Below are 17018 nucleotides of genomic sequence, written 5' to 3' on the forward strand. Positions count from 1 at the left end.
GTCGGCGACCGCGCGGCCGCCGTCATTCACTTTGAATCAGCCTTGTCGGCACGATCGTAATAGTCGGCGAAATACAACATAAAGGTCTCGATCGGCGCGCTGTTATCGCGGCCGAGATGCGCCTTCCAGCGCGTCAGGAATTCGTCCCAGAGCTTGCTCTTGTTCGATCCGAACCAGGAGTTTGCGCCGCGCTGAAGCTCGAGCTCGCGCGCCATCAGCGTCGGATCGATTCTGGCGATCAGCTCATGGACAGCGTGCTGCATCGCCATATACGTCCTCAATTGATGTGATTTGAGGTCGCCGAAGGCCTGCGCCAGGGCGCGTTGCGCATCGAGATAACTGCGCGTCCGCGGCCCGAACAGAATGCGCAACGCTTCTTCCGAGCTCGGTGAGAACTTCAGCGGATTGTTCTCGATGGCCTGGACGGTGGTCTGACTGGTGCTGCGTGTCAGCTGCTTGGCCTGGGTTCGCGCCTGCAGCAGCGCCATCAGATTATCGACGGTCATGCGCAAGATGATGCCAAGCTGCTCGGCGAGTTCAGCATCGCTCTGGTGAGCAAAGAAATTGTCGGGCAGCCCGGCAGCGCGCGCCACCACCTGCGTGAACTCGACACCGCCGGTTGCCATGGCCCTGACGGGTTCCTCCTCCGCCGCCGCCTGAGGCGGGTGGGACGCCTCGGCATGCCGCGATTGCGCCGGCTGGGCCGCCGCTGGTTCGTCATCGGTCCACACGGATGGCCGGCGCGGGGTTGGCACCGCGGGCGGGCGCTCGACCTGGGGGCTCGGGGTGGCAATCGGGCCGGCCGCCCAACTCATGTCGTCCTGCGCAGAGGACTGGTAGGAAGGCATAGGTGACGAACGCCGGACAGGATCCACACCCGGCGCCGGGACGCTCGCCGCCCAATCCAGAAACTCCGGATTCACGGGCCGCGCTGCCTCCCGCGGCTTCTTCAACTGCTGCGGGTCGATCGGCGGCGGCACGTCCCGATCGGGGGTCCAGAGCTCTCCGTAATCGGCGTGTTGCCGGGCGAGCGATGCTTGGTGTTGCGCCTCATGGTTTGGCGCGCGCCCGCCGGCCTCGTCCTCGAGCGAAACGGCGATGATGTAATGGCCGATCGTGAGCCGGTCACCGTCGCGCAAGCGGTGCGGCCCTCGCATGCGCTGGTCGGCGCCGTTGAGAAAAGTGCCGTTGGTGGAGACGTCGTGCAACCAATAGCCGCCGTCGCGAAAGTGCACCTCGCAATGCTTTCCGGAAATCATCCGGGCCGGATCCGGCAGCGTCCAGTCGAGGTGACGATCCCGGCCAATATCGACCGAACGCCTGCCGGTGACGGTAAATGACACAGGTCCGCCATCCGGAAGATTCGTTTCATTCTCGATATTGAAGCGAAGCACCATCACATCGTCTCGTTAGCGTGGAGGGCGCGGTTCGCCGCGTGCTAATTGAATACCATCCTTCAGGCATGCCGTCATTATCCGGTCCCGCGAGTCGCGGCTCAGCCGGCAAAGGCCGATGAGCAGGGAGGTGCGGACCGCCCGCGCTGCCTGATCGGGCTTGGCTTCGACCGGAGCAAATTCCGCGGGAACCACGCTTCCTCCGGACCAGCCGGCCGCCAGCGCGATCCACGTCGCCGGCTGCTCGGGGTCGTTGGCATTGCCGACGGCCAGCGCCTTGTTCCGTGATGGCTCATCCGATTGGTGGACCCAGGTCTCGGCAAACTCCAGCGACCTGCTGTCGTTGGCGTCGAAATGGTCGAACATCCGTCGCAGCGAGCGACACCCCCAGGCAACGGCCACGCGCCTGGGGAGCAGGTAGGCGCAGAAGGATACGGCCTGGTGCCAGTTGCGCGCGTCGGCAGCCTCCTGAAGGAAATCCAGCGATGGCTTGTCGGCGTCGGCCTTGCCAATATCGTAGCGCGCCATGGGATAGGCTTGAAGCAGATCCTGAACCGTACCAAACCGAACCTGACCCATAGCCGTCAGCCGACAACGGTTGGAGTGCCATGGGCGGCCAGCGGACCGCCGGCCGACAGCGCCATGGCGGCTTGCGCCGTCATGGCGATCGTCGGCGCGTTGATGACGATGCCGCCCGGGGTCAGGATGATCTGGCTGGGGCCCACTTGCAGAGTTATGGTCGCATTGGCCGTCAGCGTGATGCTGAGGCCTGCCGTGACGGACTGATCCATGGCCAGCGTGATGTGCTGACCGCCCAATTCGATGTCCAGCTTGTCATTGCCGTTCTTGAGCGTTGTCTTGCGGGTGTCACCGCCAAATGCAGCTTCGCCGATGGTTCTCGTCTCGGTGTCGCGCACCGTCACGTCATGGTCTTTTTCCGCATGCACCGTGATCTTCTCGGAGCCCTTCTTGTCCTCGAAGCTCCACTCGTTGAAGCCGCCGCCACCTTTGGTGGAGTCCGACTTCAGGCCGCCGATCGTCTTCTTCGACGGCAGGTCGTAAGGCAGCTTGTATTCGTCATTGTACACGGTGCCGATCACCAGCGGCCGGTCCGGATCCCCTTCCAGGAATTCGACGACGACTTCCTGTCCGACGCGCGGAATGATCTGACCGCCCCAGCGTTTGCCAGACCAGACCTGGGCCACGCGCAACCGGCACGACCGCTTCTTCTTGCGATCCCAGAAAAAGCGGACATAGATTTCGCCGAGCGACTCGACGTCGATTTCCTCGCTCGAATTGTCGTCCTTGGTCACCACTTTGGCGGTCTGGATGCCGTTGATCCTCGGCTTCGGCGTCAGCATCAACGCTCGAAACGGCCGATCGCTCGGCAGAAACTCGTAGCTGCCGAAATAGACGTGTTGCCCGGCGTCGCTGGGGCCGCCGGTGCGATAGGATTCAACCGAGAAAGAATGCGTGGACCGCACGACGAGATACTCGATATTCTGCGAATCCTTGGAGTGCTTCTCGAGCTTCGTCAGTCCGCCGGGGAACAGGTTGACGGCATCGCCGTTGCCCCGCCGCCGGCGATCCATCGCCTGCTCCGCCTGAAGCTGGATCTTCGCGTAGCGCTCGCCGTCCGATTTTTCCTTGAACTTGCCGGGATAGTCGTAGAATTCCATCTCCGACCGGGTGTAATGCTCGGTGCCCTTGGCGTCGCTGATCATCTTCGCGTTGGGCTTCTGGTAATTGTAGTCGTTGAGCTCGATCTTGCCGGTGCGAAACCGGCGCTCCGAGACCCACTCGTAGATATGCTGCTCGCCGCGACGATCGGCTCCCGTCAGTGGGATGTAGGGGATCGTGGCAAGACCGCTGACCGGGCTGTGCGAGGATTTGGAGTCCGCCAGCACGAGCGTGTGCTTGCCGCCCTCATGCTTGAAGAAATAGTAGATGCCGTGCTGCTCCATCAGCCGGGACACGAAGTTCAGGTCAGTCTCGCGATATTGAACGCAATATTCGAGCTTCGGACAAGAGCCCTCCTCGGTCAGCTTGGATTCATAATCGGTGAAGCCGCGTTCGTTGAAGACCTCCTTGATGATGTCGGGCGCCTTCTTGTCCTGAAAGATCCGGCAATCGGTGGTGCGCGACAACAGCCACAACCAGGGCCTCAGCACGATCCGATAGCTGAAATAGTCGTTCTTCACTCCGAGCCACTGGGCCTCGGTCAGAATGCCGCTGAACTCGCGCTCCTTTTCATGCAGCTTTATCGTCAACGTGCACTGCTGGCCGATCGCGCGGTCGAAGTCGAGGTCGGCGTCTTCGCTGAGACACTCGATACGATATTCGAACAATTCGCTGAGACCTTCCGAGCCCTCGAACCCGGCAAAAACCAGAACGTCCTTGCCGAGCGGTGTCTTGAGTTCGCAGAGACGGGTATCCTGACTAAGCTGGCCCATGTGGCGCCTAAACTCCATCCTCCGATCGAATGACCCGCTGCGCAGAGCTGATCAAACGCCATACGACAACCACGGGAATCCCGGGCGCGCCACTTGCCGCGCCGGCAAGTCCGCCGCGGCGCAGGTCCTCTCGCGCGTCCATCCGAATGGCCCAAAGAGCCACCCCCGCTATCAAGTAGTCGGCTACAAGAGCTTGCCGGTTCACGCAAAAATGGCATGATCTCGGAATGAACCAGGATCAGAGGGTGTCTCACTTACAAGAGATGATCGGATCATGATCCGCTGCGTGCTCCGCATGTCGTCATTGGCGGGCGGGACGTGATCGAGCGGTTGGATGGGCCCCGTATGCTTGATGTCGCTTTACTGACGCAGCCCATTTCCGCTGACGATCCCTGCGGTCCGGATCTCGACGCCATAGGAGACGTCGAATATCTCAACTTCTTCGCAGGTGCGGAATCTCTACTCCCGATGTCGTTCTTCGACGTCGTCAACGCCAATGGAGAGCGTGGGCGCTTCGATCCAAAGGCGGTCGATTTTGCCGGGCAGTTTGCCGCCGCAAAGCCCCTGCTTGCGCGCACCCGCGACCTGCGTCTGAACATGCTGCTGGCTAAATTTTCCATCCTCAATCGCGATATCGACGGTTTCCTCTGCTGCCTGAAGGCAACCAATTTACTGCTTAACGAGCAGTGGGAAGCAGTGCATCCAAGAGACGAGGACGGCGACTACGCGCTTCGCGCCGTCACGGTCGAATCGCTCGACGTCTTCCCGACGGTCATCAACCCGCTGCAGTTCCTTCCCCTGATCGAGAACCGCAGACATGGCACCCTCAACTATCGTGCCTATCAGGTTGCAATGGGCGAAATTCCCGCGGGCGCGGGCGATGCCGACGGGCCCGACGCTGCAACCATCGAGCGCATTGTCAGTGAGACTGATCTCGATACTCTCAAGGCAACCAGCGCCCGATGCTCCGCAGTCGCTGCCGAGATCTCGGGCATCAAGCAGACCTGGCACGAAAAGGTGAACGGGGGCCCTTCCGTCAGCCTGGACAGGGTTTCCGGCTTGGCGAATGGCATGGCGGCCTGGCTTGCAGGTCTGGTCGCGTTGCGCGATCCGGCCGCGGTGGTCGCGGCAAGCGGCGAGAGCGTCGAAGCTGTGGAAGCTCAGGCGCCGCTGGCCACACCCGGGGAGCTGGCTTCTTCCGCCCAAGCCTCCGCCGCGCTTGCGGCAGTGACCGACTATTTTGCCCGAATGGAACCATCCAACCCGGCGCTGCTCCTCGTGCGCCAAGCGCAGGAGATGATCGGCAAATCGTTCATCGAAGTCATGCGGATGCTCGTGCCTTCGCACGTCGAGAGCGCCGCGATCAACATCGGGCGCGATAAGGTCTTCGACTTGCCGATCGAACGGATGGCGGAACTTGCCGCCCCGCTCTCCGCGGGCGCCGATAGCAACGACCAAGACGTTGTATTTTCAGTGGAAAACCGGGCGCAGGCCCTGGGCCTGCTGGCCAAGGTGGCGTCGTTTTTCCGAAGCGCCGAGCCTTCCAGCCCCATCCCATTCTTGCTCGATCGCGCGCGAGAGCTCGCACAACGCGACTTCCTCAGCCTTTTGGATGATGTTTTGCCCGAGGGAACGCTTAAAACAATCGACAGGTCACATTGAACCGAGCTTTCGCTCGAGGGCACTAACTGGACACGAGGCTGTTTGCCGACCGCAATTCAAAGCGCCCTCGTCGATCCCGCGTCGGCGTCAAAAGCGATTTCGTAGTGAGGACACCATGGCTACAGACAGCGGTCAAAAGTTCATTCGCCGAAACCGCGCTCCGCGCGTGCACATCACATACGAAGATCCCTACGACGCGGAGCGGCTGATAGAATTGCCGTTCGTCATGGGCGTCCTCTCCGACCTCTCCGGCAACAATCCGGGCGTCGAGAAGACCAAGGTCGAGGAACGTAAATTCCTCGAGTTCGACATGGACAATTTCGACAACCGCATGGCCGCTATCCAGCCCGGTGTGACGGCGCGCGTTGCCAATCGTCTCACCGAGGGGACGGACGAAAAGCTCACGGTCAACCTGCGCTTCAACAAGATGTCGGACTTCACGCCGGTGGCAGTCGCACGCCAGGTGCCCGCGACGGCCAAACTGCTCGAGGCGCGCGAACAGCTCGCCAATCTGCTGCGCTACATGGATGGCAAGGTGGCAGCCGAGGACCAGTTGAAGAAACTTCTCGCCGATCCTCAACTGATGGCTGCGCTGCGGGAGCGCGCGAGCGCGCCTAGCGAACCTGGCACCGAGAGCTAAGGGAAGGAATGGGGACCATGGCAAAAGAAGCTGCTCATAAAGAAGCTACCACCCAGGTTGGCACCGTCGAGGCAGACGAATTTTCCGCTCTGCTGAAGCAAAGCTTCAAGCCGCGCACCGAACGCGCAGCGATCGAGGTCGAAAATGCGGTATCCACACTCGTACAAGAAGCGCTCAAGGACACGAGCGTCATCAAATCGGACGTGCTCGACACCATCGAGGAGATGATCGCGCGGATCGACGGGAAGCTGACCGCGCAGATCAACGAGATCATTCACGCACCCGAGTTCCAGGCAATCGAAAGTGCCTGGCGCGGCCTCCACTACCTCGTCTTCAATTCCGAGACGGACGCCAACCTCAAGATCCGGGTGATGAATGTCTCCAAGAACGAGCTGTATCGGAATCTGCGGCTCTACCCCGATGCGCGCTGGGACCAAAGCCCACTGTTCAAGCAGGTCTATGAGTACGAATTCGGCCAGTTGGGCGGCGAGCCGTTCGGCTGCCTGATCGGCGACTACTATTTCAGCCACCTGCCCACCGACGTGCAGTTGCTGCGCGATCTCAGCAAGATCGCAGGCGCCGCTCACGCCCCCTTCTTCAGCGGCGCCGAGCCGACGCTGATGGGAATGGATTCATGGACCGAGCTGTCCAACCCGCGCGACATCGGCAAGGTGTTCGACACGCCGGAATATGCCGCGTGGAAGGGGCTGCGCGATCAGGACGACTCGCGTTATCTCGGCCTGTGCATGCCGCGTGCCCTGGGTCGCCTCCCCTACGGCGCGAAGTCGGAGCCCGTGGAAGAGTTCGCCTTCGAGGAGGAAACCGACGGGCACACTGGCGACAAATATGGCTGGATCAACGCCGCCTATGCGATGGCCGTCAACATCAACCGCGCCTTCAAGGAGTTCGGCTGGTGCACGCGAATCCGCGGCGTTCAGTCCGGCGGCGAAGTCATCAATCTGCCGACGCACACGTTCCCGACCGACGACGGTGGCGTCGACCTGAAATGCCCGACCGAGATCGCCATCAGCGACCGACGCGAGCACGAACTTGCAAAGGCGGGCCTCATCCCGCTGATCCATCGCAAGAACACCGACAAGGCCGCCTTCATCGGTGCCCAGTCGCTCTACAAGCCGAAGAAATATTTCGGCGAGAAGGGCGTGGATGCAACTGCGTCCGACAACCTGTCGTCACGACTGCCCTATATGTTCGCTGTGTCCCGCTTTGCGCACTATCTGAAGTGCATGGTTCGCGACAAGATCGGATCCATGAAGGAGAAGGATGAGCTGACGGTCTGGCTGCAGACCTGGATCAACGAGTACGTTGATGCCAACCCAGCCCTGTCGTCAGAAGCTCAGAAGGCGCGCAAGCCGCTGGCCGCTGCGAAGGTAGAGGTCATAGCAAACGAGGAGAACCCGGGATACTACAACGCGCGCTTCTTTCTTCGTCCACACTTTCAGTTGGAGGCGATGGACGTCGGCCTCAGTCTGGTTTCGCGCCTGCCGGGCCCGAGCTCCTGACGCCGCAGCATCGCAACCTTAAACATGCAGATTTTTGAAAGGACTATGCTATGGCTGTCGACATCTTCCTGAAACTCGATCCAATCAAGGGCGAGTCGCTCGACGACAAGCACAAGGACGAAATCGAGATTTTGAGCTGGTCATTCGGTGAGAGTCAGACCGGCACTTTCCACAGCGGCTCGGGCGGCGGCGCCGGCAAGGTCAGCGTCCAGGATCTTCACTTCACGCATTTTGTCGACAAGGCAACGCCGGAACTGTTCAAAGTCTGCGCTAATGGCAAGCACATCGACACCGCGATCCTCACTGTCCGCAAGGCCGGAGAAAATCCGCTGGAATATCTCAAGATCGAGATGAAACACGTCTTGGTCAGCAGCGTATCGACGGGCGGCTCGCATGGTGAAGACCGCCTGACCGAAAACGTCAGCCTGAACTTCGCGAAGGTCAAGATGACCTACAAGACCCAGACGGAAAAAGGCGCCGCCGGAGCTTCACCGACGTTCGGCTGGGATGTTCCTGCCAATAAGGAATGGGCCTGATCGGCCCCTGCTTGGCGCCGGTTGCCAATAGCGCGAACCGGCGCCAAGCCTTACAATCTTGATTGTACCTTTCGGTCGACCGTCGTGAGCCCGTCCGCCTCCTGAGGCGGTCTCGGAGACCGGCTGGCGCCTACCGAATTGCGTCCGAGCCGGCGTCATGGGGACCGCAAATGACCATTGCACCGAAGAGGGACCGACTCTCTCCTCCATTGATGCTGGCCTTCCGGGCGGCCCATGAAGCGCGCGATGCGCGCAAGAAGCTCAATCTGCGCGATGAGTTCGGCGAGCGGGTCATTGCCGGGCGGCGCAGCGCGGGCCGCTTTCCGATCTCGGAAACGCTACTTCGGCGCGAGGTCTCCCATGACCTCGAAACGCTCCTCAATACCATTGCTTTGGAATCGACCCTGGACCTGACTGGCCGGGATTTCGTGCGAACCTCGGTCCTGAATTACGGCTTCCCAGATATCGCCCATCGATCGATCGACGAGATCACTGACGACGAACTCGCCAATGCCCTGCGCGAAACGCTAACGACTTATGAACCGAGGCTCGATCGCAAGACGATCCGGGTCCGCCGTGACGGTTCGGTCGTCCCTGAGCAGCTCAAGCTGCGCTTCATCGTTCACGCAGACCTCAAGGCCGAGCCGCTCAACGTCCCCGTGGAATTCGTCGCCGACGTCGAACTCGATAGCGGCGACATCCAGATCAACCGACTTTAACATGAATCGCGAATTCCTGGATTTTTATAACCGTGAACTCTCACTGCTCTACGAGCATGCCAGCGATTTCGCCGAAGAATATCCTGGCATCGCAGAGCGCCTCGGCGGCTTGATTCGAGATCGCTCGGACCCGATGATCACGGGGCTGCTCGAAGGCACCGCGTTTCTCGCCGCCCGTGTTCAACTCAAACTCAAACACGAGTTTCCGGAATTCACTGCCAATCTGCTTGAGCAGCTGGTTCCAAACTATCTTGCCCCCACCCCGTCAGCCATGCTGGTCGCAGCACGACCGCCTTATGCCGATCCGGCGCTGCGCGACGGCAAAAAGATCGCACGCGGCGCTTATTTCGACGCCACCTACCGCGAAAGGGAACGAAGCCTTGCCTGCCGATTCCGACTTTGCCGCGATATCGTGCTCTGGCCGTTCGACGTCACGGGCGCAGAGTATTTCTCAACGGCAGGCGCGCTGCAGGCGCTTGGGATTTCCGTCGGCAGCGACGTCATCGCCGGATTGAGGCTGTCGCTGACGCATCGGACCGCGGCCCGGCTCGATGAGGAACCGCCTGACGCGGAAGCCCGGACCAAGCCGGAAACCTGGTTTGCCGGCTGCCGCGTGAGCGAGCTCCCGATCTATCTGACCGGCGCGGAATCCGACGCCATCGCGCTCTATGAGCAGTTGATCTCGAATTGCAGGGGTGTCTACTTCCGCCATCTCGACGACTTCGGCGATCCGGTGGTGACCCCTGCACCTCATGACTGCGTGCAGCAGATTGGCTTCGACGAGAACGAGTCGCTCTTTCCCAACGACAATCGGATCTTTCGGGGCTCGGAACTGTTGCGGGAATATTTCATGTTCCCCCGCAAGTTCCTCGGCATCAATCTGATCGGACTTCGCAGCGTGATGCCACGGCTGCGCAGCAAATCGATCGACATCGTCTTCGCCTTCGATGAGAACAATTCAAGGCTCGCGGCGGCGGTGCGTCAAGATGTCTTCAAACTCTATACCGCGCCGGCGATAAACCTGTTCGAGAAGACCAGCGATCGCATTCCCGTCAAGTCGAATACGCACGAGTACCATGTCGTGCCGGATCGCAGCCGCTATCTCGAATACGAGCCGCACCAAGTGCTCGACGTCTACGCTCATTTTCCGGCAGAAAAGGACAAGCGGCCGGTGCGTCCGCTGTATTCGGCGGCCGTCGATCGGGCCAGCGGGTCTGTCGAAGGACTCTATTTCACCATCCGCCGGCTGCCTCGCCGTCGCACCGTGGAAGAAAAAACGTACGGCGCATCCTCCGACTACACGGGCACGGACATGTTCCTGTCGCTGCTCGAGCCCGGCGAACTGAGTGGCGAAGGCTCCGTCGCCGAGCTCAGCGTTCGCGCGTTGTGTTCCAATCGCCATTTGACCGAGCATTTGCCGGTCGGCCAGGGCGGCGCCGATTTCCGCCTGCTGGACGATACCTCCCTTGATCTGATTTGCGTCGCGGGGCCCACCCGGCCGCGCGAGCCCGTGGTCGCGCAGTTGCGAAGCCGCAGCGAGATCGCCAACTCCGGGATTGTCAGCTGGCGGCTGATCAACATGCTGAGCCTGAACTATCTCGGCCTCGTCGAGCGCGGTGGCGGCAAGAACGCCGGAGCGTTGCGCGAAATGCTGTCCCTGTTCGCCGACCAGTTCGACGACGCCACAGAACGCAAGATCCGCGGCGTGCGCAGCATCGAAAGCCGGCCGGTGGTGCGGCGGGTGCGCGAACGAACGGGCAGCGGCGCGGCGCGGGGTCTGGAGATCACCGTCACGCTCGACGAGAAAGCATTCGAAGGCAGCGGCGTGTTCTTGCTCGGCGCCGTGCTTGAGCGCTTCTTCGCAGATTATTCGGGCTTCAACACCTTCACCCAGACGGTCATCTCGACGCCGGAACGCGGCGAGATCATGCGGTGGCCGCCGCGCATGGGCACGCGGAGGCCGCTGTGACGCTGATCGAAGAGATGAAGGCGGAGCCCTGGAGGTTCGATTTCTTCAATACGTTGCGCCAGCTGGAGCGGGCCCGTCCGGATCGGCCGCGGATCGGTGACAGTGCCACGCGCCGCGACGAATATGTCGACCTTGGCCAAGTGCCCTATCTGGAGTTTCCCGCCTCGAATCTCGCGGCAGTCGACGACCAATCCGGCCGGCTCAGGATACTTGTCAAATTTCTCGGTCTCCTGGGGCCACAGGGCGCCCTGCCGCTCGCCACCACGGATGAAAGCCTCGGCTGGTGGCTGATGCGGGATGACGCTTTCCCGCGTTTCCTCGACCTGCTCAACGGACGCTTCCTGCAACTGTTCTTCCGCGCCTGGGCCGACGCACGACCGATCGCGCAGCATGACCGGCCAGCCGATGATCGCTTCATCGCCTATGTCGGCTCCTTCGCCGGCCTCGGCTCCGACGTTTTCGCCGATCGAGACACCGTACCGGACATGGCGAAGCTCAGCTTCGCCGGACTGGTCGCCCCCAGGGTCAAGTGTGCCTCACGCCTGACGCGATTCCTGCAGGGGTTGTTCGACGTGAGGGTCGAGATCGACGAATTTGTCGGCACCTGGCTCTCGTTCGAACCGAGTCACTGCAGCCGGCTGGGCGGGACCCATGCCAGGATCGGCCGGGACGCTCTTCTGGGCTCACGCGTCTTCAGCGTCGAGGATAAGATCAGGGTTCGAATCTTCGTCAAGAATTTCGGGCAGTACGAGCAGTTCCTGCCGACCGAAAGGCCCAATTTGTCGGAGCCATTGGCAGATGCCGTCTTCTTCTACATCGGCGACGAACTCGAATGGGAGGTGGAGCTCGCCATTCCCGCGGGAGAGGTCGTCCCGGTCAGGCTCGGACAGAGTGGACGGCTTGGTTGGACCACCTGGGTCTCGCCGAACTGGGCCTCGACGGAAGAATTTCGCCGCGATGCGCGCTTTCAGCTCGGCGAGCGCCTGAGGGCCCGTCGGGGCGCCGCGGTCGATGCAGCTGCGATTTGAACCAATCCACCGCGCCGGTCGCCATAACATTACGGGGTTTGAGCCATTTTCCGCTTGGTACTAGGCACCGCGGAGGAATTAGGCAGGAGGAGCAGCCGTGACAGACATCAGCCTTGAAGCTGTAACAGGCAAGCTGAATCGCGCCGGCTATGATGCCTTCATACAAGCGCTGCGCCATGCCAAGAGCGCCGGTAACCGCAATGTCGAGCTTGCGCATTGGCTTTTTCATATTCTGCAGCAGGAGCGCACCGACCTCAGCCTGTCCGTCGATCACTACAAGCTCGACCGGGGGCGCTTGTTGTCGGACCTCGCCCGAGTCATCAATGGATTTCGCAAGAACGAAACCGACATGCCCGGTGTCGCCAATTCGGTCATCGATCTGCTCGATCGAGGCTGGCACTATGCGACGCTATTCTTCGGCGAAACTCAGATCCGCACCGGTCATCTGCTGGTGGCGGGCCTGAAGTCGAACGATGTCCGCCGCGCCCTGAACAACCTCTCGCCAGAATTCGCAAAGATCAACGTCGATGCATTGGCCGCGGAGCACCGTGCCATCTGGGCCGGCTCCGACGAGGAGAGCATGCGGCCAATGGACGGCTCCGGGCTGGTCGGCGCCGATACGGCGGGCGCGGACCAAGCAGGTCCGAAGGGAACGACACCGCTCGCCCGATTCGCCCAGGATCTCACCGCCAAGGCCAGATCGGGCCAGATGGATCCGATCCTCGGCCGGGACGACGAAATCCGCCAACTGATCGACGTGCTCATGCGCCGACGGCAGAACAACCCAATCCTCACCGGCGAGGCCGGCGTCGGCAAGACCGCCGTCGTCGAGGGCTTCGCGCAACGTATCGCCGCCGGCGATGTGCCGCCACCGCTGCGCGATGTAACGCTCTGCGCGCTCGACATCGGCTTGATGCAGGCTGGCGCCTCGATGAAGGGCGAGTTCGAGCAACGGTTACGCTCGGTCATCGATGAGGTCCAGAGCTCACCCACTCCCATCATCCTCTTCATCGACGAAGCCCATACGCTCATCGGGGCCGGAGGCGCGGCGGGCACGGGTGACGCGGCCAATCTCCTGAAGCCTCCCCTCGCCCGTGGCACGCTGCGCACGATCGCCGCCACCACATGGGCGGAATATCGCCAATATATCGAGAAGGACCCCGCTCTCGCGCGACGCTTCCAGCCGATCCAGATCGATGAACCCGACGTCGAGACCTGTTGCATCATGCTGCGCGGACTTCTTGGTCCGATGCAAAAGCACCACAATGTTCGCATCTCCGATGCAGCGATCGTTGCAGCCGTCAACCTCTCGCACCGCTACATTCCTTCAAGACAGCTCCCGGACAAGGCAGTCAGCCTGCTCGACACCGCATCGGCACGCGTGGCCATCAGCCAGAGCGCGACCCCGGCTCTGATCGAGGACACGCGTGTTTCGATCACCGCTCGCGAGGCTGAGCGGTCCGCGCTCGTCAACGACGCCGACTTCGGGATCACGGAGAGCGACCGCATTGCCGCGATCGACAGCGACATCGCAGCTCTGAAGGACAAGCTGGCGCATCTCGAGGCCGATTGGGCGGCCGAGCAGGCGCTGGTCAAGGACATCCGCAGCATTCGCGAGATCCTGTCCGAGGCCAAGGAAGGCGAGGACCCGGCTTCCAGACGCGCGGAGCTGCGCGGCAAGTTCGAGACGCTAGAGGGCATCAATCCGGAAAAGCGGATGGTCTATGCCCATGTGGATCAGCAATCGGTCGCGTCCGTCGTGTCCGACTGGACCGGCATCCCGGTCGGCCGGATGATGCGGGACGAGATCGAAACCGTCCTGAAGCTGCCGGAGATTCTCAACCGCCGTGTCGTCGGCCAGTCCCATGGGCTGACGATGATCGCCAAGCGAATTGAAACCAGCCGAGCCAAACTGGACAACCCATCGAAGCCAATCGGCGTGTTCATGCTGGCCGGACCGTCCGGCGTGGGCAAGACGGAAACTGCCTTGGCGCTTGCCGAGACCCTCTACGGCGGCGAGCAAAACATGATCACGATCAACATGTCGGAGTTTCAGGAAGCGCACACCGTTTCGACCTTGAAGGGCGCACCTCCCGGCTATGTCGGCTATGGCGAGGGCGGTCGCCTGACCGAGGCGGTGCGGCGCAAGCCCTATAGTGTGATCCTGCTCGACGAGGTGGAAAAGGCCCATCCCGACGTTCATGAGATATTCTTTCAGGTGTTCGACAAGGGGACCATGGAAGATGGCAATGGTCGGCGGATTGACTTCAAGAACACCTTGATCATTTTGACGACCAACGTCGGCACCGATCTGATCATGGGCCTCTCGCGCGATCCCAAATATCGCAACGAGCCGGAAGAGCTCGCCAAGATGCTGAGACCGGAATTGCTGAAGGTGTTTCCCCCTGCACTTCTTGGACGCATCGTCTCGATCCCATACTTCCCGCTGTCAGACGAGATGCTCGCCGGGATCACTCGATTGCAGCTCGACCGGATCGGACGGCGGCTCCGCGACAATCATAACGCGGCCTTCAGCTACGACGATGCGGTCGTTGAGCACATTGTGTCGCGCTGCAACGATCCGGATTCCGGTGGGCGCATGATCGACAATATCATTACCAACACCTTGCTCCCGGAGCTGTCGCGCGAACTCCTCGGCAAATCGCTTGCAAAGGAGGACGTGAAGCAAGCCCGGGTCTCGATCGCGAACGACAGCTTCACCTATACCTGGAATTGAGCACGATGAATATTCAAACCGAGCATCGCCATCCGACCATTGGGTCCACGCGATATGACGAGGTCTTCTACCCCGGCCACGTCTACGGGCTCACCCATCCGAACCATCTCGCAACGATCGCTGCCGTTTACGGCATGCAACCGGCTCGGGTGGAACACTGCCGGGTGCTGGAGCTCGGCTGCGGCGTTGGCGGCAATCTGTTGCCGATGGCCTTTCAATATCCGGCCAGTGAATTCGTCGGTGTCGACCTGAGCGGGGTCACGATCGAGCGCGGTCAGCGAAATATCGCCGCATTGGGTCTGAGTAACATCAAACTCCTGCACTGCGACATCATGGACGTCGACGCGAATTTCGGAGAGTTCGACTACATCATCGCCCACGGCGTGTTTTCATGGGTGCCACCGGCGGTGCGCGACAAGATGATGACGATCTTCAAGCAGAACCTCTCGCGGCAAGGCGTCTGCTACCTCAGCTACAATGCGCACCCGTTCTCGCATCTGCGCGACATGGTCCGCGACATGATGCAGTACCACACCCGCCGCCTCACCAGCATGAAGGAAAAGGTGGGACAGGCCCGCGCAATCCTGAAGTTCTTGAGCGAGGGCTCGAAGGCCACCTCGGTTCACGGCGCGGTCATGCGCGACCAGTACAACCGCGTCCTCAAGTCTCCCGACGAGCTGTTGTTCCACGACGATCTCGACGACGGGGCCGAGGCCTTCCTGCTGCACGAGGTCGTCGAGCACGCAGGCTCCTACGGCTTGCAATATCTAAGTGACGCCGATTTCTCGCGACGCAATCTGGCGGGCTATTCCGAGGAGGTGCGCGCGACGTTGCAACGCTTCCCAGACAGCGAGTTCATGGCGCGCGACCAGTATCAGGATTTCATCGACGGGAACGGCTTTCGCCGTACCCTGCTCTGCCACGACGACGTCTCGCTGTCCCGCCAGATCGACCTCGATTTCATCACCCGCTTCCATTTGCTGAGCACGACGAGCCCGGTTGATCCGGATGGCTGCATCACCGACGATTCAGCGATGGAATTCGAGAATCAGGACGGTAGCACGATCAAGGTGACCAATCCGCTCCTGAAGGCCGCGCACCTGCGTCTCGGCCGCAGCTGGCCTCGCGCACTGTCCTTTGACGAGTTGCTCGCTGGCGCCCGGGCGCTGCTTGGCGGCCGAACGGCAGATGATGACAAAAAGGCGTTGACCGAGGCGATGTTCATCCTGGCTTGCAGCGGCGAGGTCTCCTTCCTGCTGTCGCGACCGTTCCTTTTGCAAGGCGCGTCGGATCGCCCGCAGGCGAGTCTTCTCGCCCGCAAGCAGGCGCAGACAGGTCCCCTGGTCACCAACCTCCTCCATCAGACGGTGCAGCTCGAGGACGACCGAACCCGGGACTTTCTGCAATTGCTTGACGGTACCCGGACCATCGACCAGATCACGACCGAAATGACCAAAAGATTCGGCGAGACGATCCGGATAGATCAGAAGGATAGCGCCGGATCCGCCGCCGAGCCGTTGCTGCTGTCAACACGGGAGAGCGTTGAGCGTTCGCTTGCGATGGTCGGCAAGCTGGGCTTGCTGGCCGCCTGAGGTTTTCAGCGGGTTGACCTTGCCCGAGAAAGAGGTAACGGCATGGCGGCGAGAGCTCCCGCCCTCTCACGGACACAGCTCAGGCCGATCAGCCGTCGTGGGTGTATTGCTGGCCAAGAAGCCATCCAGTGACAATGCCGGCCGGACCGCTGGTGTAGACACCATTAAGGCCAACGCCGGCGCGCAGCATCCGCCATTCGCTTTCGCCGACCCAGGGAATTCCGGGATCACCCTTCTGGTATTGCGACAGCAGCGTCCCGGCGACCGCCGCGGCATTTGCGTAGATCGGCCCGTTGGCCCAGCGAGGTCGGGGCAGGCCCGTCATGCGACAATAGAGGGCCGTGCAGACGTAGGCGGATGCCTCTTCCGCATTGGCGTCAAGGCCGGTGCGCAACAGATCGTAAGCAGCATGCAGGGCCTCGTGGACGATATAGGCCTCGTCCATCCGCCCCGTCGCGGAGACGACCTCAAGAGTATTCGCAGCAACCGCCGTACCGTCGGTTCGGGTTCGCGCGACATCGTTATATTGCGCAGCAACACCGGCCGCGAGATCGGTCGGAACCCGGACGGTGACTTGTCCCAACCGGATGGCGCGTGCGACATGATGGAATGTTTGTGGCGCAATCGTCACGTGGCTGCCGCGGATCGGAAACCGGAAGCGAATGCGTGCGACCGCTGGACCATTGAGCACGTCGAGTACCCTGCTCCGCAGTGACATTGGATTGTCCTCGCTGTCGAGACCACCCCATGTAACGTGGTCGGCGCTGC

The 17018-nt window shown here is 61.4% G+C and carries 13 protein-coding genes; 9 read left to right on the forward strand and 4 right to left on the reverse strand.

All coding sequences use genetic code 11. The features are described 5' to 3' along the window. Positions 1 to 26: 26 nt before the first annotated feature. From tagH to P6U31_RS21555, 3 genes are read right to left on the reverse strand one after another with little or no spacing between them, the layout of a single operon-like run. Complete coding sequence (gene tagH / locus P6U31_RS21545; protein WP_407183692.1) at positions 27 to 1397, reverse strand: type VI secretion system-associated FHA domain protein TagH; 1371 nt, start codon at positions 1395 to 1397, stop codon at positions 27 to 29. A 12-nt stretch (positions 1398 to 1409) separates the two neighbouring features. Next, the gene (locus P6U31_RS21550; RefSeq protein ID WP_407183693.1) at positions 1410 to 1922 is read right to left on the reverse strand and encodes a DUF6931 family protein; all 513 of its coding nucleotides are present in this window, start codon (positions 1920 to 1922) and stop codon (positions 1410 to 1412) included. 56 nt (positions 1923 to 1978) lie between these two features. Next, on the reverse strand, positions 1979 to 3847 hold the full coding sequence (locus P6U31_RS21555) for a type VI secretion system Vgr family protein (RefSeq protein WP_407183694.1): 1869 nt from the start codon (positions 3845 to 3847) through the stop codon (positions 1979 to 1981). Positions 3848 to 4192: 345 nt separating this feature from the next. On the opposite strand from P6U31_RS21555, the gene P6U31_RS21560 reads away from it, so the two are divergent. From P6U31_RS21560 to P6U31_RS21600, 9 genes are all read left to right on the forward strand, one after another. Then, positions 4193 to 5509: an ImpA family type VI secretion system protein gene (locus P6U31_RS21560; protein ID WP_407183696.1), complete on the forward strand. Its 1317-nt coding sequence runs from the start codon at positions 4193 to 4195 to the stop codon at positions 5507 to 5509. Between the two features lie 115 nt (positions 5510 to 5624). Then, the gene (gene tssB, locus P6U31_RS21565) at positions 5625 to 6149 is read left to right on the forward strand and encodes a type VI secretion system contractile sheath small subunit (RefSeq protein WP_407183697.1); all 525 of its coding nucleotides are present in this window, start codon (positions 5625 to 5627) and stop codon (positions 6147 to 6149) included. Positions 6150 to 6166: 17 nt separating this feature from the next. Beyond that, positions 6167 to 7669 carry a type VI secretion system contractile sheath large subunit gene (gene tssC, locus P6U31_RS21570; RefSeq protein ID WP_407183699.1) on the forward strand — a complete coding sequence of 501 codons (1503 nt, stop codon included), beginning with the start codon at positions 6167 to 6169 and terminating at the stop codon, positions 7667 to 7669. Between the two features lie 50 nt (positions 7670 to 7719). Beyond that, the gene (locus tag P6U31_RS21575) at positions 7720 to 8205 is read left to right on the forward strand and encodes an Hcp family type VI secretion system effector (RefSeq protein WP_407183700.1); all 486 of its coding nucleotides are present in this window, start codon (positions 7720 to 7722) and stop codon (positions 8203 to 8205) included. Between the two features lie 170 nt (positions 8206 to 8375). Beyond that, positions 8376 to 8924 (forward strand): type VI secretion system baseplate subunit TssE, encoded by a 549-nt coding sequence (tssE, locus tag P6U31_RS21580; protein ID WP_407183701.1) that lies wholly within the window; start codon positions 8376 to 8378, stop codon positions 8922 to 8924. A 1-nt stretch (position 8925) separates the two neighbouring features. Beyond that, positions 8926 to 10893 carry a type VI secretion system baseplate subunit TssF gene (gene tssF, locus P6U31_RS21585; protein ID WP_407183702.1) on the forward strand — a complete coding sequence of 656 codons (1968 nt, stop codon included), beginning with the start codon at positions 8926 to 8928 and terminating at the stop codon, positions 10891 to 10893. Further along, positions 10857 to 11921, forward strand: a complete 1065-nt coding sequence (tssG, locus tag P6U31_RS21590; RefSeq protein ID WP_407183703.1) for a type VI secretion system baseplate subunit TssG — start codon at positions 10857 to 10859, stop codon at positions 11919 to 11921. Before tssF ends, tssG begins: the two co-directional genes overlap by 37 nt. A gap of 97 nt (positions 11922 to 12018) precedes the next feature. Beyond that, positions 12019 to 14658: a type VI secretion system ATPase TssH gene (tssH, locus tag P6U31_RS21595; protein WP_407183705.1), complete on the forward strand. Its 2640-nt coding sequence runs from the start codon at positions 12019 to 12021 to the stop codon at positions 14656 to 14658. Positions 14659 to 14663: 5 nt separating this feature from the next. Continuing rightward, complete coding sequence (locus P6U31_RS21600) at positions 14664 to 16250, forward strand: methyltransferase regulatory domain-containing protein (RefSeq protein ID WP_407189908.1); 1587 nt, start codon at positions 14664 to 14666, stop codon at positions 16248 to 16250. Between the two features lie 88 nt (positions 16251 to 16338). Here the strand turns inward: P6U31_RS21600 and P6U31_RS21605 are convergent, their stop codons facing one another. Next, positions 16339 to 16968 carry a hypothetical protein gene (locus P6U31_RS21605; protein WP_407183706.1) on the reverse strand — a complete coding sequence of 210 codons (630 nt, stop codon included), beginning with the start codon at positions 16966 to 16968 and terminating at the stop codon, positions 16339 to 16341. Positions 16969 to 17018 lie beyond the last annotated feature (50 nt).

The sequence above is a fragment of the Bradyrhizobium centrosematis genome (assembly GCF_045571495.1).
Classification (GTDB): Bacteria; Pseudomonadota; Alphaproteobacteria; order Rhizobiales; family Xanthobacteraceae; genus Bradyrhizobium; species Bradyrhizobium centrosematis.